Origin of the sequence: Tepidanaerobacter sp. GT38, assembly GCF_021991635.1 — a bacterium.
Taxonomy (GTDB): Bacteria; Bacillota; Thermosediminibacteria; order Thermosediminibacterales; family Tepidanaerobacteraceae; genus DTU063.
Window position 1 is genome coordinate 1 of record NZ_JAFFJA010000003.1, and the last position, 25,272, is coordinate 25,272.

Here is a 25,272-nt window from a genome sequence, read left to right on the forward strand (position 1 = left end):
TTAATATTGCAATTTAAGATTGATTATAAGTTATATATCGTTTAATCCTATAAAAACGTTTATCGATTAGTAGTACAGTTATATGTTGAACACTGCATCCATAGCATTTATTGTATTTTTCCTATCTAAAAATCTTTATTCTCACTGGCAAAGCTGGTGGTTTATTTTCCTAAAATTGCAACAAAAAACTTTACAGGTCGGATAAAACCGCCTGTAAGGTCTTATATTAGCTTGCTGACGTGTCTACCGTGTCAACCCTGAATACCACAGACACCATTACATAGTCTTTTATCTGCTTATTACGAGCTAAATCATCGACTGGGTCAAAAGTGTAATGCTGATAAAAGTGCCTAAAATTAAGGGCTTCTACAAATCTGCTCTTTGTATTCAAGCTACACACTCAACATGGCCCGAGCCGCTTGGATTGATGTCTTGGCCTTATTTTTTGAACCTTACGTTTACGGGAACATGTCAATGGTTTTTGGTTGTTTTTAAAATTCTAGGTATGCGGAAACATATCAACAAAACACCGTGCTATTCGGTTCTATTGTTCACGACTAAATATAACTGTAATCGTTGTACCCTTTCCAGGCTTGCTCATCAATCGAATCTTTGCATTATGGAATTCGGCACTGTGCTTTACAATAGAAAGGCCCAGACCAGTTCCACCGGTTTCCCTTGAATGGGACTTGTCAATTCTATAAAAGCGTTCAAACACGCGGCTTTGGTGCTCCCTCGGAATGCCAAAGCCATTATCGGCTACGGTTAGTACAACCTGGTCGGAGAAAGTTTTTACATTTACATCAACCTTGCCGTTTTCATAATTGTATTTGATTGCGTTATCACAAAGATTATAGATCATCTCCTCCAGAATTTGTCTAACACCAAAAATGATCGCGTTATCACCGCCGACTGATAGCTTTATCCGTTTCTGCTGTGCAAGGGAAGATAATCTGCCGACTGTTTCTTTTGCCAATTCCAATAAATCAATCTCTTCAAAGGGGAGCTGAACATTTTTTTCATCCAGTCTGGAGATCCGTATCACATCTTCTATCAAGTCTATGAGATGCCTTGCTTCGTTGTATATGCGGTCGGAAAACTCGGAAATGTCTTCAGGTTTTACCATGCCGCTTTTCATAAGCTCTGCGTAACCTAAAATGGAGGTGAGAGGCGTTTTAAGTTCATGCGACACATTAGCGGCAAACTCACGGCGCATTTTTTCGGCGGATTGTTTTTCTGTTACATCCAATATAAACAGAATAACTCCTTTGACAACCACTTCATCCTTAACAGGGCTAGCCAGTAAATTAAAAGAATTTTCACCTATGGCAAATATATCCTCAAATAAATGCCCTCCCATAGCTGTCTCTATTGCCTTTTGAAGAGTTATGCTTCGATCAAGTGTTAATATATGCTTGTTAATTATATCCTGAGTACTGACATTGAATATGTCTGCGGCACTTTTGTTTATGAATAATATCAAGCCTTTGTTGTTTAAAACTATGATTCCCTCTCTAATATTCTCCGTAATTGCATTAAACTCTTCCTTCTGCTCTTTCAGTTTTTTGAACTGACTTTTAATCTGATCATTCTGCTTAGCCATGCGAGTTAGCAATGGAGATAATTCGTCATAGACATCATTGGACAACGGATCCTCCAAATTTAAATTGTTCAAAGGAAGAAAGATTTTTTTCGTCAACAGGTTGGCAATGATCATGGTCAGCAAGATAACCATCAATGTGATTAAAGCGACATACGGAAAAAAACCTAAAACAGATTTAAAAACACTATTAGTCGTGGCTGATACTCTTAGGACTGTGCCGTCATTAAGTCGGACAGCCCAATAAAAGGTCTGAGTTCCTAGAGTTTTAGAAAGGTGAACTGCTTCACCAAATCCGTTTTTCAACGCATCGGCAATTTCCGGCCTATTGAGGTGATTTTCCATCTGTTCTGCATCAGTCATATTATCAAACAAAACAGTACCGTCACTAGCTACCCATGTAATCCTGCTAGAGCTTTCTTGATCTGCAAAGCTAGAAAAAAACTCTTGTCCGATTAGATTGTAAGCGGATGATATAAAAATGGCTTCATTCCTGATTTCTTGCTGCATCCTGAGATAGAATGCCCGGTACATCACTCCGGTTATAAGAAACGAGGTAAGTAAAATAGTTGTAAGGGCCAATACCAGCATGCTTTTATAAATACTCTTTTTCATGCCTTTCCTCCGATCTTATAGCCAACCCCTCTCACCGTCTCAATAATCGCTCCCGCTTCTCCAAGCTTCTGCCGCAGGGTACGGATATGCACATCCAAAGTACGAGTTTCGCCTTCATATTCATATCCCCATACTTCCTCCAGGAGCTTATCCCTTGTCAGCACAATGCCAGCATTTTCCATTAAGTATTTTAGAAGCTCAAATTCTTTGAACGTAAGAGCAACCTCTTTCCCATCTGCTATAACAACATGCTTGTCAATATACATCGTTAGCTGTCCAACAGATATTTCAGATGAATTACTTACATTTCCTGATCTTCTGAGAACTGCTTTGACACGGGAAAGGAACTCCATAATACCAAAAGGCTTGGTAATATAATCATCTGCTCCACTGTCCAGCCCTAAAACCTTGTCATATTCTGCGCTTTTTGCAGTAAGCATGATTACCGGAATATTTCGTAGTTTCGGTGATGCCTTTAGTTTTTTCAATATTTCAATACCATCTTCGCCGGGCAACATGATATCAAGCAATACTAAATCGGGTAGCTTATTTTCCAATTCTTTATAAAATGGCTCAGCTTTGTCAAAGCCTACAGCCTCATAACCATTGGATTTCAGTGCATATATGATAAGCTCCCGAATGCTTCTATCGTCCTCTACACAATAGATCATTGTTCTTCCTCCACATGCTTGCCGGTAATGGAAAATATGACCCATTCTGCAATATTTGTAGCATGATCGCCTATCCGTTCAAAATATTTGGCAATCATCATCAGGTCAATAGCAAATTCACCATTTTCAGTATCTTCATTAATCAGCCTGATTATATCCGCTTTTACATCATTAAACAGATTGTCTACTACATCATCGTAATCTATTACCGCTTTTGCAAGTTTTAAATCCTGTTGTACATACGCATCAATACTGTCGGTAACCATTTTTATCGTAGCCTTTGCCATGTTTGCTATATGACTTATGTTATTTGCAGACTTTATATTTGCAAGCCTGATAATTTCTGAAATATCTGCAGCTTGGTCACCAATTCGTTCCATATCTGTTATTATCTTTAGAGCAGAAGAAATCTGCCGTAAATCTCTGGCAACCGGCTGAAACTGTAGAAGCAATTTGAGACAAATGCTTTCAATCTCCTTTTCCTTGTTATCTATGTCCTCATCTTTAGTTATTACTTTTTTGGCAAGTTCCATATCTCCGTTGATAAGCGCTTTTGTTGCACTTGCTATGGCTTCTTCGCACAATGCACCCATTTGTATCATCTGAGTCTTTAAAAGGTCCAGTTGTTCATCAAATTTATTACTCATTACCCAAACCTCCCGGTTATATAGTCCTCTGTGCGTTTATCCTGTGGCATATAGAACAGTTTCTCCGCTCTTGCATATTCTATCACTTCTCCATTTAACAAAAAAGCTACACTATCTGCAATGCGTACCGCCTGTTGCATATTATGGGTAACTATAATAATAGTATAATCTTTTTTTAACTCAACAACAAGGTCTTCAATTTTGGATGTTGAGATAGGATCCAAAGCTGACGTAGGTTCATCCATCAATAAAACTTCCGGCTGTACCGCCAATGCCCTCGCAATACAGAGCCTTTGCTGCTGGCCGCCAGAGAGTTCCAAAGCACTCTTTTTTAAGCGGCTCTTTAATTCATCCCATATTGCGGCCTGCCTGAGCGACCGTTCCACTATATCGTCCAGTTTGATTTTTGATTTTATGCCATGTGTACGTGGCCCGAATGCCACATTATCATACACACTCATAGGAAAAGGATTGGGCTTTTGGAAAACCATTCCCACCCGTTTTCGAAGCAGGTTGATATCTATATCACCGTAAATGTCTTCACCATCCAGGAGGACCTTACCAGTTATCCTGCAACCTTCAACAATGTCATTCATTCGGTTCAGGCATTTTAAAAGCGTAGATTTTCCGCAGCCTGATGGCCCGATAAAGGCTGTAATCTCATTTGCTTTTATATTCAGGTTGATTTTCTTCAGCGCCTGAAAATCGCCGTAATATAAGTCCAGATTTTTTATACAAATCTTATCCATTTTTTTCTACCTCCATGTCTTCCGGTAACAAAAGTCTAATATTTAGTGCCTTGCATCTAATGTCTGGCCCTTGGCATCAATTATTACCAAATGCCTTTCAAATGGCTTTTTAGACTTTTGAAAGTTTCTTTGATATAAACCCTGATAGGTAGTTAATCAATACAACAATAATTAATAGTATAACAGCAGTTGCGTAAGACTGGTTTACATATAGCCCTTCACTGGCAAGAGCATACATATGAACCGATAATGTACGGGTAGAATCGAACAGAAAATCGCTGCCCTTTGGTATTTCAGCTACAGTTCCAGCCGTATAAATTAACGCGGCGCTTTCTCCTACAATCCTTCCAATGCCCAGGATAACACCGGCCAAAATGCCAGGCATTGCAGAGGGTAAAACGATTTTAAATACAGTCCTTAGCTTACCTGCACCCAGCCCATAACTGCCTTCCCGATACGAGTTGGGAACTGCTTTTAATGCTTCCTCAGTGGTACGCATAATTAGTGGCAGTATCATAATTGACAGTGTGAATGCCCCTGCCAGGAGAGACATCCCCCAGCCAAGAGCAGTTACAAAGAACAGCAAACCAAACAGGCCGTAAACAATTGACGGAATCCCTGACAGTGTTTCTGCAGTAATTCTGATTATGCTAACCAACTTGTTGCCTTTTTTTGCGTATTCAACCAGATAGATAGCAGAAAAAACTCCTATAGGTGCTGCAATCAGCAGCGAAATGAGCGTCATGATAACCGTATTAATTAAAGCCGGCATCAGTGACACGTTTAAGGTGTTGTATTCCCACTGAAACAATTCAGGCTTGATATGGGGGATTCCCTTGATCATGATATACCCAATCAAAAAAAGCAAAAGCCCAATCGTAAGAATTGTTGATACAATTACTAAAAGGAATAAAACTAGCGATCTGGGGTCTCGTTTATAAGTCCTGAGTTTTTGAATATATGATAGTTTGTTGATGGATTCCATCAGCCAGTCCTCCTTTTAAGCAATGATAGTAATAAATTTATAATAAGAATGAAAACAAACAGCACGACACCTGTCGCAATTAGAGCCTCTCTATGCAATTCCGCAGCATAGCCCATTTCGATTATTATGTTGGCTGTAAGTGTTCTAACGCCTTTCAACAACCCGGCAGGCATTCTTGCCTGGTTCCCTGCAACCATGATGACTGCCATGGTTTCTCCTATGGCTCTGCCTATCCCTAAGACTATAGCAGCCATGATACCGGATTTTGCTGCCGGCAGAACTACAAAAAAAGTGCTTCTCTCATGACTTGCTCCGAGTGCCAGCGCACCCTCATAATAACTTTGGGGTATGGCTCTGATTGCTGATTCGCTTATACCTACAATCGTAGGCAGAATCATGATGCCTAAGAGAATGGATGCCGTCAGCATGCTGTTGCCGGTGCCCCCAAAGGTATCACGGATAAAGGGTACTATCACTACAAGTCCGAAAAATCCGTATACGATGGAGGGAATCCCTGCGAGCAGGTTTATGGCGGGTTTTAAGATGCGGTAAAGCTTTTTGGGGCAATATTTGGCCATGAATACGGCTGTTAAAACCCCTACGGGAACTCCGACAACCGCAGCGCCGGCTGTTACATAGATACTTCCCAGGATCATGGGTAAAATGCCGAATGAAGGAGGCGTATTATTCGGTTTCCATGTTGTGCCCATCAGAAAATCAAATATCCCGATTTTAGCAATAGCGGGGACACCGTTTATAAATAGAAATAAACAAATAAGCGTGACAGCCAGAATGGATGTGCAGGCTGCTGCAAAAAATATTGCTTTCATTATGCTTTCTTTGTATTTTTTCATAGATACTTAACCCCTTAAAAGCCAGAATGTGCGTCTCATCCAGCAAATGCTCCGCTGGCTTGTTTTATCTTACTTAGCAACCTCATTCCAAGAGGTAATTTCTCCTTTGAAAATACCTTTAATTTGGTCACTTGTCAGATTACTTACCGGGTTTTCCTTATTTACAATAACAACAAGACCATCCATGGCTATAACTGTTGGCTTTAACTTCTTCAATTCGCTCTCCTTCAATTCTCTGGATGCCATACCAATATCGCATGTTCCTTCCATAGCTAATTTCATTCCCGTTGTGGAATCACTCGCCTGTATTTCAATTTCTGCATTGGTATTCACTTTCAAATAAGCCTCTTTTAACTTCTCCATGAGCGGTGTTACCGAGGAAGACCCAGCTATTACTATTTTACCGGATGGCTTCGTACTGCTGTAAGGGCCTTCCTCTGAAGAAGCAATATAACCATTTTCTTCCACGACCTTTTGTCCGTCACTGCTAAGGATAAAGCTGATAAAATCCTGAGTCAGTTCGCCGGGATTTCCCTTGGTTGCGATAATAAAAGGCCTGAAAACCTTGTAAGTATTGTTCTTGATATTCTCAACAGTAGGTTCAACTCCGTCAACTTTAACCGCTTTGACGGTATCATTCAAAGAACCCAGAGATATATATCCTATGGAATTCTTATTACCAGCGACTGTGGTCATTACAACAGAGGTACTGTTTACAACGGTTGCTTCGTCCGTTGTTTTATCTACCTTATTTCCGTTTGAATCCTTCTCTTCAATTCCAAACAGTTCAATAAACGCTCCCCTGGTGCCCGAACCTTCTTCCCGGGAAACAACAACAATTTCATTATTGTTTTCAGTTGCACAGCCTGTAATGAAGAGTGCCAGTATGGTTACGGTCAATACAATTCTTTTCATCTTTTTCATAACGTTTTTTCTCCTTTCCCTCCAGTTTTTTTACAATTCAAATACTACAGCAGAATAGTAAAATCTAAAGGCAGGTTAAGGTTAAATCTATGTAAAATCTCACGTAACACCCTTTTCTCAGATTAAAAAGCCGCCAATTAAGAAGATTTCCTCCTCAACTGACGGCATTCTTTTTACAATTTCTCTAGATTCACTTCTATTTCTAATCCCGACTTAAACTCTACCATTAACCTGTCATCATATACAATTGCTTTTTCAACTAGTTTTCTAACCAGTTTATCATCGAACTCCGTAATATCACCCGTTTGCGTTTTAAGGAAGTCCGTCATTTCAGCAATCCGATCCCGCTTATCTTGGCGGAGAGCGTTTCTTGAAAGTGTTTCTTGCCTTAAATCTCGCAACCTATAAATTTCATTTACAATATTATTGTATTCTTCCTTTAAATTTGCCTTTTGGATCAACTCGGTTTGGAGTTCTTCCAGCCTTTTATCAATATCTGATGTACTCTCATCCAAATCCTCGCTTAATACGGTTTCAATATTCTTCTTCAGTATGGCCAGAAAAGAGTTTTTTCCGCTGACCGCTACATTGATGGCCTCTACAATTTTCTCTTTAAGCGTATCTTCAAGTATAGTGGAAGCGGTACAAAATAAACCGGTGTTTTCCAATCTGCTGACGCATCTCCATACGATTGATTTCTTTCCTCGGTTATTCCAATGAACCCTTCGAAATATTTCATGACAGTTGCCGCAGAAAACCATCTGTGATAAAGGATGCTTGTTGCTATAGTTTCTTTTCTTTCCATTCTTACTTATATGCACACATCTTCTTTTGACAAGCTGTTCCTGAACCTGCATAAAAATTTCACGCGGGATTATAGGCTCATGGCTGTTTTCTACATAGTATTGTGGAACAATACCATTATTGGGTACCCTCTTCTTTGATAAAAAATCTACCGTATAGGTTTTCTGTAATAGCGCATCACCGATATATTTTTCATTCCTCAAAATCTTATTGATGGTACTGGTATGCCATCTGGGATTGCCTGCACCCGTCAGAATTCCGTCAGCCTCCAAACCCCTAGCTATCTGTAGCATACTGGAACCTTCAAGATATTCTCTGTAAATGCGTTTGACGATCTCAGCTTCTTCAGGTACGATAACTAAATTGCCATCCTTATCCTTTGTATAGCCAAGAAACCGGTTGTGATTGATATGGATTTTTCCTTGCTGATATCGGTACTGAATACCCAGTTTTACATTCTGGCTTAACGATTGGCTTTCTTGCTGTGCCAAAGATGCCATGATGGTCAGCAGGATTTCCCCTTTGGAATCCAATGTGTTTATATTTTCCTTTTCAAAATAAACTGGGATATTCTTATCTTTAAGCTGCCTTATGTACTTCAGGCAGTCCAGCGTATTTCTTGCAAACCGGCTGATAGATTTCGTAATTATCATATCGATTTTGCCCTGCATGCATTCTTCTATCATCCGGTTAAATTCTTCACGCTTTTTTGTGTTAGTTCCGGTAATACCTTCATCTGCAAATATGCCTGCTAACTCCCATTCGGGATTGCTTTTGATATAGTTTGTGTAGTGCTCAATTTGCGCTTCATAACTGGTTGCCTGCTCCTCGCTGTCCGTAGAAACACGACAGTAAGCTGCTACCCGAAGCTTTGGCAATTCCTCGGCCTTTGCACTATTCCCGATTCGCTTACGGGCAGGAATTACCGTAACATTCCTGGTTGTCATCTAAAATCACCTCGCTCTTAATAAGACTATAAGCATACTCTGCCTGCTGAAATGGATCATCGTATAGATTATCCGGCATTGAAGCATGAAACTTAAAATTCAGGCATTTCTTTTCATTTCCTTTATGTTCATAAATCCTGCCAAGCGCCTCAGCTCGCCTGCGTCTTTCCAGTTGTGCTTTTTCAAATGTGTCCTTGCTGATAATTGGCGGATAAAATTTATCCTCAACATACCGTTTATCTGAAAGCATTCTTGCAACAGATGTGTGGTAACGCTTAATACCTGCTTTTTGTGCCGCTTCGCTTAAAGAAAGCCCTGAAAGATAAGCCTCAAATAGTTTCTTAATTTTAACTGCTTCCTCTTCATTAATTACAGCCCTGCCGTTTTGAATGTTATATCCAAAAGGTATATGGCTCATCATTTCACCAGCCTTTCTCTTAAGTTCAACCCGCATTTCATTTTGAAACCTATTTCCTCCTGTGAAAACACAATGATTTCTTCAATAAAGTTCTCAAATATATCGCTATCAAATGCATCAATCTGCTTTTCAGCTTTCGTTGCAAATTTAAGAAGCTTCTCAACCTCAACAAGGATAGTCTGACTCCCATCGATTGCGCGTTTTATGGCTTCTTTTTGTTCTTTTAATATGGCTGCTTCTTTAAGCAGCTCATTTTTTTGTGTATTAAAAAGAGCGGGTTCCAGGTATCCTTTGGCCATAAGTCCCATAATCACCTGAACTCGCTCTGTATTTTCTTTGATTTTAGTTTCCAGTTCCTGAATCTTAGTTATGTTATCTGAGTAATTTGTCTTCTTTAAGCTTTGTAGCAATGGTCTTAGAATGAATTTATGACCGAAAATAAGCTTATTGATCATTACAACGAAGGCCTGATGGATTGCATCCTCTCTGACAAACTTCATGGAACAGCTTGATGCGTCCTTTATATGCTTTGTGCAGCACCATGCAATATATTTACGGTTACCGCTGCCATGAATTCGACGCTTAAAACTGCTGCCACATTCTGCGCATCTGATTTTCCCAGAGAAAGGGTAGCGTTTTTGATACTTACTGCTTCCCTTAATTACACCTTTTTCTTTTCCTCTTTGCTTTAATATCTCTTGGGCGGCTTCAAATTCCTTATGGGATATAATGGCTTCATGATGATCTTTTATCATGTATTGATCTTTTTCCCCATGATTATAATGCCGCTTAAAATTCTCATCTGTATAGGTTTTTTGCAGAAGGACATCCCCAGTATATTTTTCATTGCTTAAAATGCCGCGGATAGTTGCCGCTGTCCAATGCGAACCTCTCTTTGTTGGGATTTTATCGGAATTTTGCCCATCTGCAATTTTCTGTGTGCCTTTACCGGCCAAGACTTCGGAAAAAATCCGCTTTACGATTTCAGCCTGTTCTTTATTGATAAATAGCTTTCTATCCACATAATCGTAACCATAGGGAGGATACGAAATTTTGTATGTTCCGTTTTGGAACCTACGTCTGATAGACCACTTACTATTTTCTGCAATGGATAAGGATTCGTTTTCTGCAAGACTGCTCAGAATTGTCAGCACCAATTCGCCTTCCATGCGCTGTGTGTTTATATTCTCTTTCTCGAAATAGATGAAAACACTGAGATCGGTAAGTTTTCTCACCATCTCAATACAGTCGGTTGTGTTTCTGGTAAATCTGCTGACTGACTTGGTTATAATAAAGTCAATTTTCTTGTTTTCACAATCTGCAAGCAGCCTTAATAGTCCAGTTCGGTTTTCCTTTTTTGTACCTGAAATGCCTTCATCATAGTAAATCCCTGCAAATTCCCAATCAGGATTTGCTCTTATATAGGATTCATAATGGTCTTTTTGCGCTTCCAGGCTTGCCATTTGCTCATCACTATCGGTTGAAACCCTGCAATAAGCTGCCACTCTTACCTTTGGTTTGAAAGCTTGGAGAGCATTGTTTCCATCAATCCTTGTTACCTTTCTCACTGTTTTCACCTCCTTTGGGCATGTGACATGTTACCTCTGTGTGCCGCTAATAGCAAGCCAATTAGGCCATAAGCTGTGCATACATCGGCGAGAAAGTTTTGCGGTTCAATTTGTCGATTTTGTTGAATTCTTCTTCTGAAATCAGTCCCGCCTTAAGCATCCTCTGCAGAATTTTGTATGCCCGCCAGTAATCAACCTCTCTTTGAAGTTCCTCCTGCGTTATCTTTGTATAGTTCGTTTCCTGCGGGTTATATGGTATATGATTAGCCGTCTCTATCATTCAAGAAAGCACCTCCTATAAAAACTTAGGACAGCCTCGACTGGCTGTCCTTTATCATTATTCCGGCAATTTGAGAACTTGTCCGGGGTAAATAGTATCTGAAGTCAGGCCATTGAGTTTCTTAATCTCCGGATATCTTGTTCCTCTACCGAGTTCTTTTTCCGCTATTCTCCATAAGGTGTCGCCTTTTTGCACTGTATAAGTTCTATTGCCCTTGTTATCAGGAAGGCTGTTTACAATTACAAGGTTTTCTTTTGCTACCCAAGTGTTTATACCTGCAATCTCTTGACTGCCGGATTTCTTAACCTTTTTGCCAAGCAAAATACATTCTTTGCCGCCTTTTATGACCGGCTTGCCTTTGTATAAAGTCTGCGTGACCCTGTGGTAATAGTCATTTTTAACCCACGTTGGAACTTCCACACTGCCGGGGTAGTAATTCTTTACACTGTCCTTAAACTCCACCATATCTCCAATTCCAATATCAGTATTGGTATCTGTACTGTTCTCCAGCGCTTTTTTTACTGCTTTTCGGAAAGTGTCCATATTCTCCCCATGCTTGGGGAACCAGTGCATCACATCAGCATGGTTGCTGGCAATACCGAGCTTGTATCCTTCGGAGTGGCAGATGATGTCATTCTCGTCAAGTCCGTACTCCCTGCAGAGCATAACGCAGAGTTCAACCGCATTCTGCCACGCTTTAAAGAAATAATCTTCCTGCTTTGCTGCATCATAACCCACCATCACCGACCCGGATTTATACGAAAACCCGGCAGGCTCACAGATTTCAAAGCCAATATGGGTATTGTTGGCGGATCCTCCTGCATGCCAGCCGCGATGATTCCAAGGCAGGTATTGCCAAACCTCTTTATCGTCTACAAAAGCATGTACACATACCTGCCTGTTTATTTCACCGGCTTTGTAAGATTTGTTCCAACGGGAAAACCACTCAGCCGCCATTACACCCGGCACAGCTGTCGAATGTACCATGATTCCTTTAGGCGTGATTTTGCGGCCTGCTGTATAGCAATCGTTTCGCGTCATGTATTTTGTAAAAAGCTTCATTTCTTTTCATCCTCCTCATTTGAGCGGCCATGCAGTTGTTCCAGCGCGTTCTTCAGCTTTTCAGGAATGGGCAGTCCTATATGTGCTGCATTTTCAAGAATTGAAATGCCCTCGTTACTCAGGTAAAAGAAAATCACCCCTGTCCGGATTGCCCCGCCGTTGCCGAGCACCTGGCTGTCGATGATGTGTCCCACACCCACAAGTACAAAAATAAGCACCTTCTTAAAGATGCCCTTGGCACCGACTTCACTCGAAAGCTTTTTGTCTACAATGGCACACATCACGCCGGTCACATAGTCAATGACCACAAAAGCGATGAGCGCATATAAAAATCCTCCAGCCCTCCAAGAAACCAGCCAAGAAATCCGCCAATAGCAGTAAAAACCGCCTGCGCCCAGTTCCATACCGTTTTCATTGTCTTAAACCTCCGTTCAACTTGAATTTTGCATATAGAAAAGCGCCCTGCCTTAAAGCAAAGCGCTGAATATATAAAACTTTTAACCTATATTTGCTTCGGAAGCGCCTCCCACAACCGCATATCCTCCTGCCCAAGAGACCAGATGGCTATACCTCGCAGTTTCCACCGATAAGCCTCTTCATTTGCCCAGTAAACTAGGCTGTCCACATCCTGATAATACAGAATAGAAAAACCATCTGCATCTCCGAGGAAGAGACGGGATATCCAGATATTGATGTCTTTCGGTATAATCTTTACTTTATAGTCATTACCGCAAGAAAGAGCCAAAAGTTGTGAGTGGAAGAAGTCATAGTCCATCGAAATGTCCTCACTGCGAGTTATCGATTCTTCCACATCGTTATTTACTGAAAACACCTGAAATTCATCATCCCACGTGACACCAGTGCGAGCAAGCCTGCCAAAGCTGGTTATAGTTCCATCCGGGAGTTCCACATCAAAACGCTCGTATGGTTCATATACCCATGCATCGCCCAGTCTCAGTAGCTCGGATACCGTCCGGTTGTCCGAGCTGTACCCTGCATAACCACTACCACCGTTTACATTCACTGTGAAACGCAGGGTTGAAGCTGCACCTGAATATACTCTTACCTTATTGCCGCGTTTTCGCATCTCTATAGTATACATATTCGGATTAGCACGAAGATCGGCATCTGCAGTTTTTGAGAAACTGGTGGAGTAGCTACCAAGCAAGGAATTACCTTGATAAATCTCGACTCTTTGCGTGTCATAATTTAAGCAGCAGAAAATATCTCCAAGGAACACCCCAGCCCGTCCACTGCTATTTTGAGGGAAAGCCAGCCTTGCCCGGATATGAACATCGGAAAACCCGTCGTATTTCCATGCAAGTTTGCCATATCCCTCGAGCTGGGAATATGGGCGACTTTCTGTGCTGTCTGGCTCTTGCCAAACATCCCATTCGCCGTCCAACACAGTCAAGTAATTTTCAGGCAGGATGTTCCTGTCCCGAAAATCCTCATACCAAATAAGCGCCGAGTCGGGTTTTCTTCGCAACATTTCAAAGGTCAGTTTAAAACCTCGATCCGGCTCAACCATCACACCATTTACATCCTTGAACCGACGAGGAGAGAGCATAAAGCTGGCTTCACCGGCAAAGGGATACTCCGAAAATCCACTGCAAACCCTAAAACCGTAAAACTGGACTCCCGGCACACCACCGCTTATGCTGACAGCATGCGTTCCCTCTTGGAGAAATACACCTTTTGCAAGTGTCAACCAGCAAAGCCTTCTCCAGTATGGCCACCATAAACGGTTCTCGCTGAAAGTCTTTGATTCACCATCAAGGGAAACGATAATCGCATTTTTGTCCCAGTAAGGAAAGCAAAGCTGTACTGCAATATCGTAATATCCCGCTTCTCTTATCTCAAAACGGTACTCTGCTGACGCCTGGTCATCTCCAAGTGAGGCCATCTCATCAGTAATAATGACATTTCCTTCGTATTCATCCGGAACTCCGTTCCTGTCAATATAAATGGTTCCGAACTCCGCTTTCTGCTCCTTGCCATAGCTTGTCAAATATCTTCGCCTGTTATAAACCCCTTTTAGCAGCGGATATTCCCAGGATATAGCATCCCACCCTTCCATATAGTCATATACATGAGGAAGAGCCCAAGGTACTTTGTTATAGTCATCCCAGTAAGCCACAATTGGAATAAACGGCTGGGGCGGTGCATCGCCTGTGAAATTGTAAACCCCAGTCATCCAGTATTTTGCCGCATAGTAGGTATTAGACACCCCTCGATAGGTTATTCCAAGGTTTTCAGGTGTATCATGAATCCTCCAGTTCCAGCCATAAGCAGGCAAACCCATGAATATCTTATCGGGTGACATAACGGAAACAGCATAATCATATATGCCCTCAAGCCAGTCACGAGGAGATACTGGGCCGGGAGCAGAGCCCGCCCATGCCATGCCATAGCTCATGATGGCGGCGGTATCGCAATAGTCGTTAAGATCGGCATAAACACACCAGTTTTCACCGCCCACCGAGCCTTGAACGCCGGTCATACCAGGCAGGCAGATGTTGACAAGCTTTGTTGCATCATAAGACTTAACTGTATTGTATATATCCCTAAATAGTGCATTCGCCGCATCCTTGTTTTCATAACCGCCGCCGCGCTCCAGGTCAATATCTACCCCAGCGCACCATGGATACTTGTTCATTATTCGGATGATTTCAGTGAGAAACTTATCCTTTGCACCGTTTTCGTTGTTGCGAAGTGCAGTAAAAATATTGGCTATTCCATGATTCATAATAGTGAGCAGCCACTTAATGTGCGGCCATTTCTGAATATACGGAAGCATGCTGCTGATGCTGGTACCGGTTTCAGTGATTGTGCCTGTTGCGTCAACCTCAAAAGTAAAAATGCCTACCGTATCAAAGCGGTCGCCGTAGTCTCTAAGTGCTTCATACATTCGGGCATTACCCATAAAACTCCACACCATGCAACGTTTGCCTTTTAAGAAATCCCTCACAACCGGTCACCGCCTTCCTGCATCTCCTGAAATTCAAAGAGCACCCGCGCCGATTTTCTCTCTTCCAGTTTCACTGTATGTTTGCTGTCCCATGCCGCAGAATATTGATAAAACCCATCCTTAGGAGTCTGACTCCGTTTTTTAGGCATTGGCGGGTGGAAGCCTTGAGTGTCAGCTCATCGCCTGCATTAACCGGGTCAAGAAACTTTACCTTATGCGCGCCCATACCTTGGGATATTTCAATACTTCCTGCGGCCATATACTGTATAGGATAGATATAGCAGTCAAGACCAGCAGAAGTTTTACCCAGGTTGAATAAAATTACAGTCTCCGCTGTTCGCACCACACCGTTATAATGCCGGGGCGGAACTGGCTGCCCGTTTTCCTGCATTTTCGTTAACATTTTGCTCGTGTGGACGGTATAGCCCGTCAACTGATCTCCATCCTGAAGCTGCAGGTCGGTGAAATATATAGTTCCGGTACAATCTGTGATCATCAGACGAACTGTGATACTGACCACGCGCATTTCTTTCTTAATCATTAACGTTTCTGCGAACCTGATAAAGCTGTTTTTTGCCATCGTCAACACTCCAGATAAAATAAAAAAGACCGCTGATGCGATCTCTTATAACAAAACTGGATTAATTTTTTACAATGCCTTATTCTTTAGGAGTTATATTATTTAAAGCTTCTATTAAATCTTCTCTCGTTACAATCATTTGACATATCTTTTTTGATGCTTTCCCATCTTCAGTAGGCGTCGCCATTACATCCAGAGTAATGAATTCGCCACCTTGTAACATCGATGAGTTTTTGTAAAACTTTAAATACCTCCCAGAGATTTGACATTCTACATGCAATGGTCCAAGGGAGTTTTTTCGGCGTTGTGAATATGTTATTGGAAACTGTTTAATTTTATTATTATCCAACTTCGGCACATCCTTTCAAAGATATAAATCAAACAAATTATACCATATTAATACCTCCTGCTCCTATTTATCCGTCTAATGTCCACTGTATTTCGCATACATGCCCGATCCATCCGGTGGAAACCGAACCGCCCTGAAGCAATAAGTCTGTAAAGTACACTGTGCCGGTGCAGTCAGTGACGCACAGCCTGATGGTGATAGATTTGACTCTGCTGATACTTTTGGGAGAAATACTGTGTGCAATCTGATTGAAATATGCCATATCATCACCCTCAAATCAGGTCTATAAATCTTGTTTCTGTTGTACCGTCCTCGTATTCAATGACTATCTCAACACCAACTTGGCCGTTTTCGCCCTTTTCAAGGTTTTCGGAAGCAATCTGCGCTGAAAATGTATAACTTTTGCGTGTTGCTGGGTATACCGTCTGTGACAGACTCTTTGTCATACCAGGTACACCAACAGCCTTGAAGGAAGCAGTTCCCGAAACACCATTCTCAGTATCCACTTCAAAGCCGGAATTGACCCAGTAGGCAAAACCATCATCCGCTCTGGAATTGCGCAGATGGTTGAATGGTACCATATCTTTAATTTCCTGACGGTTTATCAACTCTGCTGAGGACAGCGCATCCGCTGCCTTGTCCCACTGTGCTGAAGAATCGCCGAGTTCCCGCAGTTTAGTTGAAAGCTCAATCACTGTTTTCCATGGCTCCTGCAAGTTATACTGCCTTCTCACAACACGAGTCTTTACCAAAAGGCCTAGTTCTTTATCGTCCACTGTAACAATATCACCCAGTTTCCATGCTTCGTGCTCATAACCGGTTAGCGCAGATAAATCCATTGCAGACAGTACATAAGAGACGCGAGGCTTCGAATATTCTGCAAGCCGCATTTTTGCATATTCCAACATCTGATACGGATTCGTAAACGACGAACAATCAAGCGTCGACACCCTCACTTCACTGGAAAAAGTGTAATCTTCCACGTATGCCTTACCTCCATTAATTGAAGCGAAGGTCAATCCGTCCTTTCCATAAGCATAGAGCCTTGTCACTAATTCGCGTGTATCGACTACCCGCTGAATACTTTTCAAATTCTTTCTATATGAAAAAAGCGCTCCGCTATCAGTACCACTAAAAGTCAAAAGGTGTACCTGACGGTTGGCGCTGTCAAACACCAGATCGCCGCCATAAATATTCTGTACGGCGCGAAGGATGGATAAGGCATTTTTTTCTGTACACTGCCATGTCCGTTTCGTAGTGACTGTAACATTTCCTACTGTCCAGCCTGTACCCAAAAGTGCATATTGCATCGGAACATCTGCAGTATCTGCATTGAATTCTCTAGGTTCTTTTTCCGCACTGAAAGACAGATCGTAAAATACCGCTTCAGCATATACTTGCGTAATAACACGCCCATCTTCGCTTTTATTGTCCGTTAAGGTTCGGATCCGGTAAATGTCATTTACGATTTGCACTTGTTTTTCATTTTCCAGTGTGCTTCTTTTTGGATCATGGAACGGAAGCTTGAATTCCAGCGTATCCGCGCCGTTCACCTCACCAGTGACAATGATATCAAAGGCATTTTCAAGAACAGCTTCCCATGCTCCGTTTTTGTCCAAAATCACAGGACGGGCAAAGCCTAATTTCTCATAGGGCGCTTTCGGTATATCATGAAGCTGTATTTCCAGAAGTTTTGGCGTCCTCAACGGATCGCTGCTGGTAAGGGTAACACGGAACCTTATATATTGCCGATTTGGCGATTGAAGTTCACCGCTGGTTCCCACAGCCTGCCATGCAGACCATTCTTCAAGATCATCGCTTGTGCTGGTCTCTACTAAAGACACTGAAGTAACACCTGCAGTATATTCGCTTACGACAGCTACACGACCGCTGCCCGATAATGCACATGGAACCGCCCTTGTATAAAGTACGCCACTTGCAGGATACTCGCCATCTGTTGCTTTAAGGGTGACTGCGCCAGGCTCTGCCAAAGCATCTACATCCGAAGACGCATCCCCACCGTTTGCATGTAAAGACGACTTAAAATATAACAGCAAATCATCAGCTGTAAGCTGTGAGTCCGTTTCCAGAAACCAGTCGTCGAAGCCTCCGGCATAGTAGTAGGTATTTGCATGCATCCCCATAATAATGTCTGCTATACATTCCCGATTCAGCTCTCCCGAAAAGGAACGCACAGGCGACACCCAGGTTGCCCCGTCGCTGCGATCGCATATGATGTTCTGTACCTTTTTGTTGTTTACTTCAATGATGGAGGCAATAAAGTACCAGCCGCCGTTTTTCAAGGTAATGGTAGCTGTTTCACTCTGGTCGTAGATTAGTGTGCCGGAGGAGTTATACAACATCAGCCTAAGTCTTCCTTGATAAAGTGAAACATAAAGAATTGGCTGACCAGGTCCTTGGCGTGTATTGAATATGGGTATATATGTCTGGCCGACCGAATAGGTGGTAGGATTAATCCAACCGCCTACAACAATCTTTTCGCCCAGATTGCTAAAGAAACTCCCATCATTTTCTGCTATAAGATGGGTCTTTTCAGAAGTCGGATTAACAATATTTTGCCTGAAGTATCTTCCGAATCTTCCAGCAATAAGGTTTGCCGATGTCCCTGACCAGCCGGAGATGGTAAAATGTCTGCCATGTCCCGATGAGTCTATAAGCTGAAGATTTTCGTCTGGTGTTTTTTCATTAAATCGCCATAAAGCAGACGTCCTTGATGTTACAGGAAACTCACCGGTAAAATCCTCTTGGTTTGTCAGGATTGATTTTATCGCCATGTTATCACCTCCATCTGCTTTTTGCCTGTATTTTTAACTCAGTAAAGGTCGCGTTTTCTGCGGCAATCTCAATATGATTAACACCTTTCCTGAGAATTGGAAAATTCAGATCCTGCAGGCTGGGAAGACCATTTCTCAAGGTTCGGCCTGTTTCATCAATAACCTTAGCTGTTACCATGCCGGAGTCGACAATCAGAGTTTCACCTTCAGATAATGAGCCAACAATTAGCAATTCCTCGCCGTTTGTAATAAGCGAAATATAGCTTGATGAGGACGTTGATATCAAACCCTTCAAGAGATAAACCGGATTGGAATCCGCATTTCCTTTAACCCTCTCCAACTCATGCAGACCTGTTTCAGAAAGAACAAATATCTCATCTTCCAACGCGTAAACATACGGGTCGGGACAAACAAACCGAAGTTCAAAGCTGCCCGCTGTCCGCAATATCCGCTCACAGTCAACCGCTTCTGATAAGCGAGCCATGAAATATCGGTCGGGCAAATCATCTATAACAAGTTGCTTAAGCCCGTTTTCCGGATTTAACCATTCTGCAACATTATCAAGAACCGATACAAGATCGGCAAAACTGCGCTGGGGAAGCACACTACAGCTAATTATTATGTTTCGTTCTGATATGTCGCAGCCAAAATCTGCAATACCTGCTTTGCCCGGCACAGTTTCAAAGGAATTGCGCAGGGCAGGGGAGACCTGCCATTTGGTAAGTCTTGCTCGTATTTTCATACTTTGCGACGATATTCCATTGTAGATAAATCCCATATGTTTCCCTCCATTACGCTGTTATAAAACGTCCCTGCGCCCTTGAACCTGTCTGCATCAGGTTATATAACTCCTGTGAAATCCTACGTATGTCTTCTTCACCACGAACAATCATCTGCTGCACCACAACAAGCGGCCCAGAAGCTAAATCGCTAAATCCACCTCTTCCACTTACACTAATATCAGGAGATATATTAAAATCTGTCGGCACTGCATTTTGCATATCGTCTGCCACTCTGGCCATAGCCTTGTCAAATCCCTCACCAATACCCAGTGCCATATTGCCGCCAATACCTTCAAAAACAGTGGACGGAGATCTGATTCCAAGAAAATTCTTTACTCCATCAACAATACCGGAAAAGAAACCGGAAACCTTATCCTTAATCCAGCTACCAAGGCTTTTAATACCTTCCCAGATGCCTTTTACAATGTTCTTACCAATCTCAACCACTGAAACAACCGCCTTGCCCAAACCTTCTATAATAGCCGCAACAATCTGAGGTAAAGACTTTACTAGTTCTGGAATGGCTTTCACAAGCCCGGCAGCAAGCTGTACGATAAGCGTAATTCCCAATTCTATGATCTTCGGCATATTGTTCGTCACAAAGTCAATGATTGTTGTAATTATCCTCGGCAGTGCTTCAATTAGTTCTGGCAATGCATTTAAAAGTCCCTGCGCCAGTCCCTGAATCAATGTAAAACAGCTTCAAGGATTTTGTCCATATTATCCAGCAGCCCTTGCACAATGGTAATCACTGCTTGAACCGCTGCTGGAATTAGCTCCGGTAATGCTTCTCCAAGCCCCATTACCAACGCTGTGATTAGCTGCACCGCTGCATCAATGAGTAAAGGCAGGTTATCAATGAGTGCTCCGACAATGGTCATGACCGCATCTACTGCTGCTGGAATCAGCTCCGGCAGCAGGCTCAAGAGAGTTTGAAGCACCTGAGAGAACAATTCAGTTACAGTTTGCAACAGCACGGGAAGCAGATCTTTGACTGCTGAGATAATCGCACCGGTTGCCTCCGGCAGAGCGGCCACTATATTTTCCAAAACCGGTACGATATTTTTAACTACAGCCTGAAAGGCATCCACAAGATTTTGTGTTAGGTTCGTCATATCAGCGTTCGCATTGCCAAGTCCTGCTATAAACGAACTTAGAGAGGCTTGTAAAAGACCAATGGAACCGCTGATGGTCTGGGTAGACTCTCTTGCGAAGTTGCCAGCATACTGTTCGGTTTTTTCTAAAAACATCTGCATGGCAATCTCGGCCTTTTCGGCATTGGTTGCGCTATTCCATGCAAAGTCCAGTCCTTTTGCAAGAGCATAAGCTTCGATGGTAGTGGCGTTCATGGCGACACCCAGATTATCCATCATGGTGAAGTTACCCTTGGCTGCGCCAGCGATGGATTCCATGGCAGTCTGCATGTCAATGCCCATAACCGAAGCCATATCTGCCGCCCGTTGCATGGCCTTCTCAGTAAGTTCCAGACTTTTTTGCTGATCGACACCAGCACCCTGAAACAGTGCGCCCATTTTGTTGGCGGTGGCAAGGTACTCGGATTGGGACAAGCCCAGATTCTTGTAGGCTTCTTCTCCCGTTTTTTGGATACGTGCAGCATATTCTCCAAACACAGCTTCAGAACCGCCAAGGTTCTGCTCAAGCTCACCAAACTGCTCCACGACCTCTTTTTCCAGCTTGATGGCAGCCGCGCCCGCTGCGGCCGCTGCAGCACCCATAGCCGCGCCAACACCTTTAAGAACGCTGCCCAGCTTCTCAAATTTCGAGCTGGATTTTTCGGCATTGTCTCCACTTTCCTTCAATTCGTCCCCAAGCTCGTCTGCACTTTCAGCAGACTGTTCGAGCTCGCGCTCCATTTTGTTCAGTTCGGCTTTTGCATTATTAAGCTGTATTTGCCACGACTGAGTACGTCTGTCGGTTTCTCCGAAAGATGAGGCGGCATTGGCAAGGGCTTTCTCCAAAGTAGCTATTTTTTCTTTCTGCAATTCGATCTCTTTGTTAAGCACCTTGTTTCTTGCAGTAACAGCTTCAACTGACTTATCCTGCTTGTCGAACTGAGATACGACCAGGTTCATTTCGCTACCCAGTACCTTAAAACTTTGATTGATCTCACGAATGGCGTTTTTAAATTCCTTTTCGCCTTCAATCCCGATCTTCAAGCCAAAATTGTCTGCCACATGACCGCCTCCCTTCGAGTAAAAATTATAAAAGTCTATTGTATTTCAATGCGGTTTGGCATATACTAATAGTAGGGAAAGTAGGGAATTTCCTGCTTTTCAAATCCAAAAAAGGAGGATTCAGCATGAACGTTCCCATAGTTGATAATGCAAAGGTAATGGCAAAAGGCCAGATCACGCTGCCAAAAGATATCCGCTCCAAACTTCGCCTTTCCACTGGAGACCGCGTCACCCTCATTTGCGAGGAAGACCGGGTTATCCTTATGAATTCCGCTGTCTACGCCATGAAAATGCTGCAAAAGGAAATGGAGGGCGAAGCGGAAAAAGCCGGGATCCGCAATGATGACGATGTTATGGATCTGGTGAAGGACGTCCGCGCGGAGATTGAAGGGCTATGAGAGTGTTAATTGACACCAATATCCTGATCTCCGCTTCTTTGAGCAGCGAAGGAACGCCTTATCAGGCGTACATTAAAGCTGTAACACACCCTAACCACGGTATGGTTTGCGATCAAAACATCGATGAGCTTCGCCGGGTATACAACCGGAAATTCCCCCATAAGATCCAGGCGCTTGAACGCTTTTTGGCGATTGCGCTTACTGTTCTTGAAGTTGTTCCAACTCCCGCAGTAGACGTGTCGGATGAGGTGCTTGTCCGGGACGCATCCGACAGGCCAATACTCAGGGCGGCCATTGCGGCAAAAGCTGACGTGCTTGTAACCGGAGACAGAGATTTCCTTGAATCCGGCATAACAAACCCAAAGATCGTAACAGCGGCAGAGTTTTTGCAAATGGAATAAAAGCAGCTTTTTAAAGCAGGGATTACAGCCACCCTGCTTTTTTGCTGCTTATATTCCATAAGGTATCACATCATCAATTGTCAGCTCTCGCTTCGGTTTGGAAATACCTAAAAATTGCTTATGGCACTCCCATAAATCAAGCAGGTATCCAACAGGCATGAGCCATACTTCTTCCTCTGAACGATTAAGCTGAACAGTGCCGTAATATAAAAGCCGAGTGAACAATTCCTCATCGCTCACTCGGCCGGTGTGTTTTTTAAGTCATCCTCACTTTCAACGTTTCTTTTGGTACCCTTGAACATTGCTTCCATGATAGCGTCTTTATATGCTGCCAGTTCCAAGGGAGATGTGAGAAGTTCCACTGTCTCTTCAGTCAGGAGTTCACGCTTATCCTGATTTTTGAGGTTGTGTATCAAAATGCTCTGGTTAGCCAGCAGTGTAATCAGCCATACCACTTCGTCAAGAGCCATCTCGAAGTTCTCGGTTTTCATCAGTTTCGTGCCGAGGTTTTCAAGACCGCCGTACCTTTTTGCAATCTCCTTTGTCGCTTTAGTGGTTAGAATAAGCTGATATTCTTCATCGCCGATTTTGATAATCGCGCTTCTGTCATTATCCTGCATCATTCACTGCCTCCTCCCACAGCAAATACCGGCTCATAAACTTCCGTATACCAGCCGGTAATAGTTTCAGGCGATACACCGGGATCGTCTTCGCTGACCTCTGCCTTCCAAGGGTGCTTTCCCTGGCCATCTGGTTTGTTACGTCTCATGACTGTCCCTTCAATGGTGGGTGTCGAAAAGGTAATGCTATCACCTTTCGTTTGGAGATTTGTAGCCGGGATTCCGAATTTAACCCTGTAAAGCCAAAAATACCTGTACTTGCCGTTAGCTTTCTTGGCTCTAAAGCCGATTGCCACAGGTGCGCCTCCATCCTCACTGGCAGAAATCAGCACCTTATTGTCATCAAGAGTGGCTCCCGTCAAAACCTCAGCAGCGTCTACTCCGATATCTGCAACACCAAGAGTCAGGGTGCCGCTTTGAAATTCCTTGACCACTTCTGCCGCCCCGTCATCGGCATAAAGTGTCGCCTCTGCCAGCTCCACAGAAAGCTCTGCCGTAATAGCCTTAGCCAGCGGAACAGGCGTGGCGTATGTCTCTTCTCCGTTTTCATTCTCAGTTATTTTGGCATAATATAACCTGTCCAGTCCGATTGTGGCCATGTTTTTCATTCCTCCTTTACTTCATACTCTTTTGCCACATCAATGGCATAGTGGTGATAGCCGGTATCGTCCTCATGGCCTATATACCGCCTGTCGGTAATGGTAAAGCCTGCTTGAAGCAATGTGTTCACTATTTCGTTTTTACGGGCAGTGTAGTTTCCCTTTATAAATAAAGACAACCTTACCTCCTGGGTTTCTACCTGAGGCCGGTTGTCTGCAAAAACTTCAAATGTATCTGTCATCGGAGTAATGACAAGGTACTCATCTGGCGGTACACCGCTAAATACCCCGGTTTCAATGGGGATACCCAAACCATCCAATAACGAGTTTAATTCTGACAATATGCTCATATACGACCCAGCTCCTGTTCCAGTCTTGACTTCATTGCTTCGATGCAGGACTTCCTTGTAGCTGATTTTGCCGGTTTCAAAAAGGGCCTTGGAGGCTGCCCGGACTTGCCGTACTCAATAATATTAGCAATCTTCGCATTACTTTCCCCATCCTTCCTTGGTTCAGTAAAGCCGATTTTTATGTTGTGGTTTCCATCCCTGTCCTGTTTGGCAGGAGATAATCCCAAAGCATTTACCAATTCACCGGTTGCTCTGGACGGATATTTAGTGCCGCTCCCGATAACTGACTGAAGATTGGACTTCACTTTTGAAAGAACCACTTCCCCGCCTGCTTCCAGCACCTTAGGTATGATTTCGTCTGTTCTTTCTCCAAGTCTGGATAACTTGAGCAAGAACTCTTCCGGCATTTTAACTTCCACCTTAGCCACGTTGCAGCCCCTCCTTTTATGCTTTGCTTGATTTCACCTTTTCCGCAAGCACCTCAACATACATTCCGCGTCCCTTCACATCCTCTACACTGATAATGTTGTACCTGCCATCGCTGCAAACGAGTACAAGATCTGTGGTAACTTCCAGGTTAGGTATCTTACGGAAGCGGAACAGGGCAGACGCCTGCGAAAACGCCGCCCTGTTTGCCCATTTTTCACTGCCATGCCTGTCTTCCTTGTATGCCCTTACCGAAGCAAGAATGACATCACCTTTTTCAGTAAAACCCTCACTATCCTTAACCGGCTTGACTGAGATAATGTCCACGAAAGTTTTCATTTTCCCAAGGCCCATATTTACACCTTCCAATCCCGGTCAAGCCGCAGCAATAGATTAACTGTATTCCATACCTGCTGTCCTGCCTGCACACTATCCCCAAAAAAGCCAGCAGTCGAGCCATCCCTGCTTTCATAAAAATGGCTCGACAGCATAATGACAGCCTGCTCAGTAGTAGGCGGCATGGGGTTTTCGGCATAATATCCTTCCGGCTTTTTCTGGTAACTTTCCGCATAGGCCACTGCGGCTTTGATATACTCTTGTAAAAGTGCGTCATCTTCGCTGTGCTGCAATATGAGGTTTGCTTTAACCTTCTCCAAAAGTTCCATGCCGCAGCACCTCCGTT

27 protein-coding genes and 3 pseudogenes are annotated in these 25,272 nt (G+C 43.1%); 2 read left to right on the top strand and 28 right to left on the bottom strand.

Annotation, left to right across the window (positions count from 1 at the left end; genetic code table 11):
• Positions 1–226: 226 nt before the first annotated feature.
• The 21 genes and pseudogenes from JT739_RS00745 to JT739_RS00850 form a co-directional block, all read right to left on the bottom strand.
• Entirely contained in the window at positions 227–391 is a 165-nt protein-coding gene (locus JT739_RS00745; protein ID WP_237659190.1) for a hypothetical protein, read from the bottom strand.
• Positions 392–544: 153 nt separating this feature from the next.
• Positions 545–2,215 carry an ATP-binding protein gene (locus JT739_RS00750; protein WP_237659191.1) on the bottom strand — a complete coding sequence of 557 codons (1,671 nt, stop codon included), beginning with the start codon at positions 2,213–2,215 and terminating at the stop codon, positions 545–547.
• The gene (locus JT739_RS00755; protein ID WP_011838134.1) at positions 2,212–2,886 is read right to left on the bottom strand and encodes a response regulator transcription factor; all 675 of its coding nucleotides are present in this window, start codon (positions 2,884–2,886) and stop codon (positions 2,212–2,214) included. Before JT739_RS00755 ends, JT739_RS00750 begins: the two co-directional genes overlap by 4 nt.
• Positions 2,883–3,533 (bottom strand): phosphate signaling complex protein PhoU, encoded by a 651-nt coding sequence (phoU, locus tag JT739_RS00760; RefSeq protein WP_237659192.1) that lies wholly within the window; start codon positions 3,531–3,533, stop codon positions 2,883–2,885. Before phoU ends, JT739_RS00755 begins: the two co-directional genes overlap by 4 nt.
• The gene (gene pstB / locus JT739_RS00765) at positions 3,533–4,282 is read right to left on the bottom strand and encodes a phosphate ABC transporter ATP-binding protein PstB (protein WP_237659193.1); all 750 of its coding nucleotides are present in this window, start codon (positions 4,280–4,282) and stop codon (positions 3,533–3,535) included. Before pstB ends, phoU begins: the two co-directional genes overlap by 1 nt.
• A gap of 109 nt (positions 4,283–4,391) precedes the next feature.
• The gene (gene pstA / locus JT739_RS00770; RefSeq protein WP_237659194.1) at positions 4,392–5,267 is read right to left on the bottom strand and encodes a phosphate ABC transporter permease PstA; all 876 of its coding nucleotides are present in this window, start codon (positions 5,265–5,267) and stop codon (positions 4,392–4,394) included.
• A complete protein-coding gene (pstC, locus tag JT739_RS00775; RefSeq protein WP_237659195.1) occupies positions 5,267–6,121 on the bottom strand; it encodes a phosphate ABC transporter permease subunit PstC in 855 nt (284 codons plus the stop codon). Before pstC ends, pstA begins: the two co-directional genes overlap by 1 nt.
• 69 nt (positions 6,122–6,190) lie before the next feature.
• A complete protein-coding gene (locus tag JT739_RS00780; RefSeq protein WP_237659196.1) occupies positions 6,191–7,045 on the bottom strand; it encodes a substrate-binding domain-containing protein in 855 nt (284 codons plus the stop codon).
• A gap of 173 nt (positions 7,046–7,218) precedes the next feature.
• Positions 7,219–8,796: a recombinase family protein gene (locus JT739_RS00785; RefSeq protein WP_237659197.1), complete on the bottom strand. Its 1,578-nt coding sequence runs from the start codon at positions 8,794–8,796 to the stop codon at positions 7,219–7,221.
• Positions 8,759–9,250, bottom strand: coding sequence for a recombinase family protein (locus tag JT739_RS00790; protein ID WP_237659198.1), 492 nt, complete (start codon positions 9,248–9,250; stop codon positions 8,759–8,761). The genes JT739_RS00785 and JT739_RS00790 overlap by 38 nt, the downstream gene beginning before the upstream one ends.
• Positions 9,214–10,782 (bottom strand): recombinase family protein, encoded by a 1,569-nt coding sequence (locus JT739_RS00795; RefSeq protein WP_237659199.1) that lies wholly within the window; start codon positions 10,780–10,782, stop codon positions 9,214–9,216. The genes JT739_RS00790 and JT739_RS00795 overlap by 37 nt, the downstream gene beginning before the upstream one ends.
• 61 nt (positions 10,783–10,843) lie before the next feature.
• The gene (locus tag JT739_RS00800) at positions 10,844–11,062 is read right to left on the bottom strand and encodes an SHOCT domain-containing protein (RefSeq protein WP_028306865.1); all 219 of its coding nucleotides are present in this window, start codon (positions 11,060–11,062) and stop codon (positions 10,844–10,846) included.
• A gap of 57 nt (positions 11,063–11,119) precedes the next feature.
• Positions 11,120–12,124, bottom strand: coding sequence for an N-acetylmuramoyl-L-alanine amidase (locus JT739_RS00805; RefSeq protein ID WP_237659200.1), 1,005 nt, complete (start codon positions 12,122–12,124; stop codon positions 11,120–11,122).
• Positions 12,121–12,539, bottom strand: a pseudogene (locus JT739_RS00810) (holin family protein). The gene JT739_RS00805 and the pseudogene JT739_RS00810 overlap by 4 nt, the downstream one beginning before the upstream one ends.
• A gap of 87 nt (positions 12,540–12,626) precedes the next feature.
• Positions 12,627–15,095: a glycosyl hydrolase family 18 protein gene (locus JT739_RS00815; RefSeq protein WP_370642538.1), complete on the bottom strand. Its 2,469-nt coding sequence runs from the start codon at positions 15,093–15,095 to the stop codon at positions 12,627–12,629.
• Positions 15,092–15,675: pseudogene (locus JT739_RS00820) on the bottom strand (hypothetical protein). The gene JT739_RS00815 and the pseudogene JT739_RS00820 overlap by 4 nt, the downstream one beginning before the upstream one ends.
• A gap of 79 nt (positions 15,676–15,754) precedes the next feature.
• Positions 15,755–16,024 carry a hypothetical protein gene (locus JT739_RS00825; RefSeq protein WP_023062528.1) on the bottom strand — a complete coding sequence of 90 codons (270 nt, stop codon included), beginning with the start codon at positions 16,022–16,024 and terminating at the stop codon, positions 15,755–15,757.
• Positions 16,025–16,091: 67 nt separating this feature from the next.
• Complete coding sequence (locus tag JT739_RS00830) at positions 16,092–16,286, bottom strand: hypothetical protein (RefSeq protein WP_003520677.1); 195 nt, start codon at positions 16,284–16,286, stop codon at positions 16,092–16,094.
• A gap of 10 nt (positions 16,287–16,296) precedes the next feature.
• On the bottom strand, positions 16,297–18,819 hold the full coding sequence (locus JT739_RS00835) for a phage tail spike protein (protein ID WP_237659202.1): 2,523 nt from the start codon (positions 18,817–18,819) through the stop codon (positions 16,297–16,299).
• 4 nt (positions 18,820–18,823) lie between these two features.
• The gene (locus JT739_RS00840; protein ID WP_237659203.1) at positions 18,824–19,597 is read right to left on the bottom strand and encodes a distal tail protein Dit; all 774 of its coding nucleotides are present in this window, start codon (positions 19,595–19,597) and stop codon (positions 18,824–18,826) included.
• A gap of 13 nt (positions 19,598–19,610) precedes the next feature.
• Positions 19,611–21,796, bottom strand: a pseudogene (locus JT739_RS00850) (phage tail protein).
• Between the two features lie 125 nt (positions 21,797–21,921).
• Between JT739_RS00850 and JT739_RS00855 the strand changes: the two are divergent.
• Both JT739_RS00855 and JT739_RS00860 read left to right on the top strand, forming a co-directional pair.
• Positions 21,922–22,194, top strand: coding sequence for an AbrB/MazE/SpoVT family DNA-binding domain-containing protein (locus JT739_RS00855; RefSeq protein ID WP_004463997.1), 273 nt, complete (start codon positions 21,922–21,924; stop codon positions 22,192–22,194).
• Positions 22,191–22,595 carry a putative toxin-antitoxin system toxin component, PIN family gene (locus JT739_RS00860; RefSeq protein WP_237659206.1) on the top strand — a complete coding sequence of 135 codons (405 nt, stop codon included), beginning with the start codon at positions 22,191–22,193 and terminating at the stop codon, positions 22,593–22,595. Before JT739_RS00855 ends, JT739_RS00860 begins: the two co-directional genes overlap by 4 nt.
• 48 nt (positions 22,596–22,643) lie before the next feature.
• Here the strand turns inward: JT739_RS00860 and JT739_RS00865 are convergent, their stop codons facing one another.
• From JT739_RS00865 to JT739_RS00895, 7 genes are read right to left on the bottom strand one after another with little or no spacing between them, the layout of a single operon-like run.
• Positions 22,644–22,835, bottom strand: a complete 192-nt coding sequence (locus JT739_RS00865; protein ID WP_370642541.1) for a hypothetical protein — start codon at positions 22,833–22,835, stop codon at positions 22,644–22,646.
• Entirely contained in the window at positions 22,832–23,215 is a 384-nt protein-coding gene (locus JT739_RS00870) for a hypothetical protein (RefSeq protein ID WP_003516030.1), read from the bottom strand. The genes JT739_RS00865 and JT739_RS00870 overlap by 4 nt, the downstream gene beginning before the upstream one ends.
• On the bottom strand, positions 23,215–23,814 hold the full coding sequence (locus JT739_RS00875; RefSeq protein WP_014256680.1) for a major tail protein: 600 nt from the start codon (positions 23,812–23,814) through the stop codon (positions 23,215–23,217). Before JT739_RS00875 ends, JT739_RS00870 begins: the two co-directional genes overlap by 1 nt.
• A 5-nt stretch (positions 23,815–23,819) precedes the next feature.
• Positions 23,820–24,164 carry a hypothetical protein gene (locus JT739_RS00880; protein ID WP_003516028.1) on the bottom strand — a complete coding sequence of 115 codons (345 nt, stop codon included), beginning with the start codon at positions 24,162–24,164 and terminating at the stop codon, positions 23,820–23,822.
• Entirely contained in the window at positions 24,161–24,592 is a 432-nt protein-coding gene (locus tag JT739_RS00885) for an HK97 gp10 family phage protein (RefSeq protein WP_014256681.1), read from the bottom strand. Before JT739_RS00885 ends, JT739_RS00880 begins: the two co-directional genes overlap by 4 nt.
• Positions 24,593–24,608: 16 nt before the next feature.
• On the bottom strand, positions 24,609–24,944 hold the full coding sequence (locus JT739_RS00890) for a head-tail adaptor protein (protein ID WP_237659208.1): 336 nt from the start codon (positions 24,942–24,944) through the stop codon (positions 24,609–24,611).
• A 2-nt stretch (positions 24,945–24,946) separates the two neighbouring features.
• Complete coding sequence (locus JT739_RS00895) at positions 24,947–25,255, bottom strand: head-tail connector protein (protein WP_004400079.1); 309 nt, start codon at positions 25,253–25,255, stop codon at positions 24,947–24,949.
• Positions 25,256–25,272: the final 17 nt, after the last annotated feature.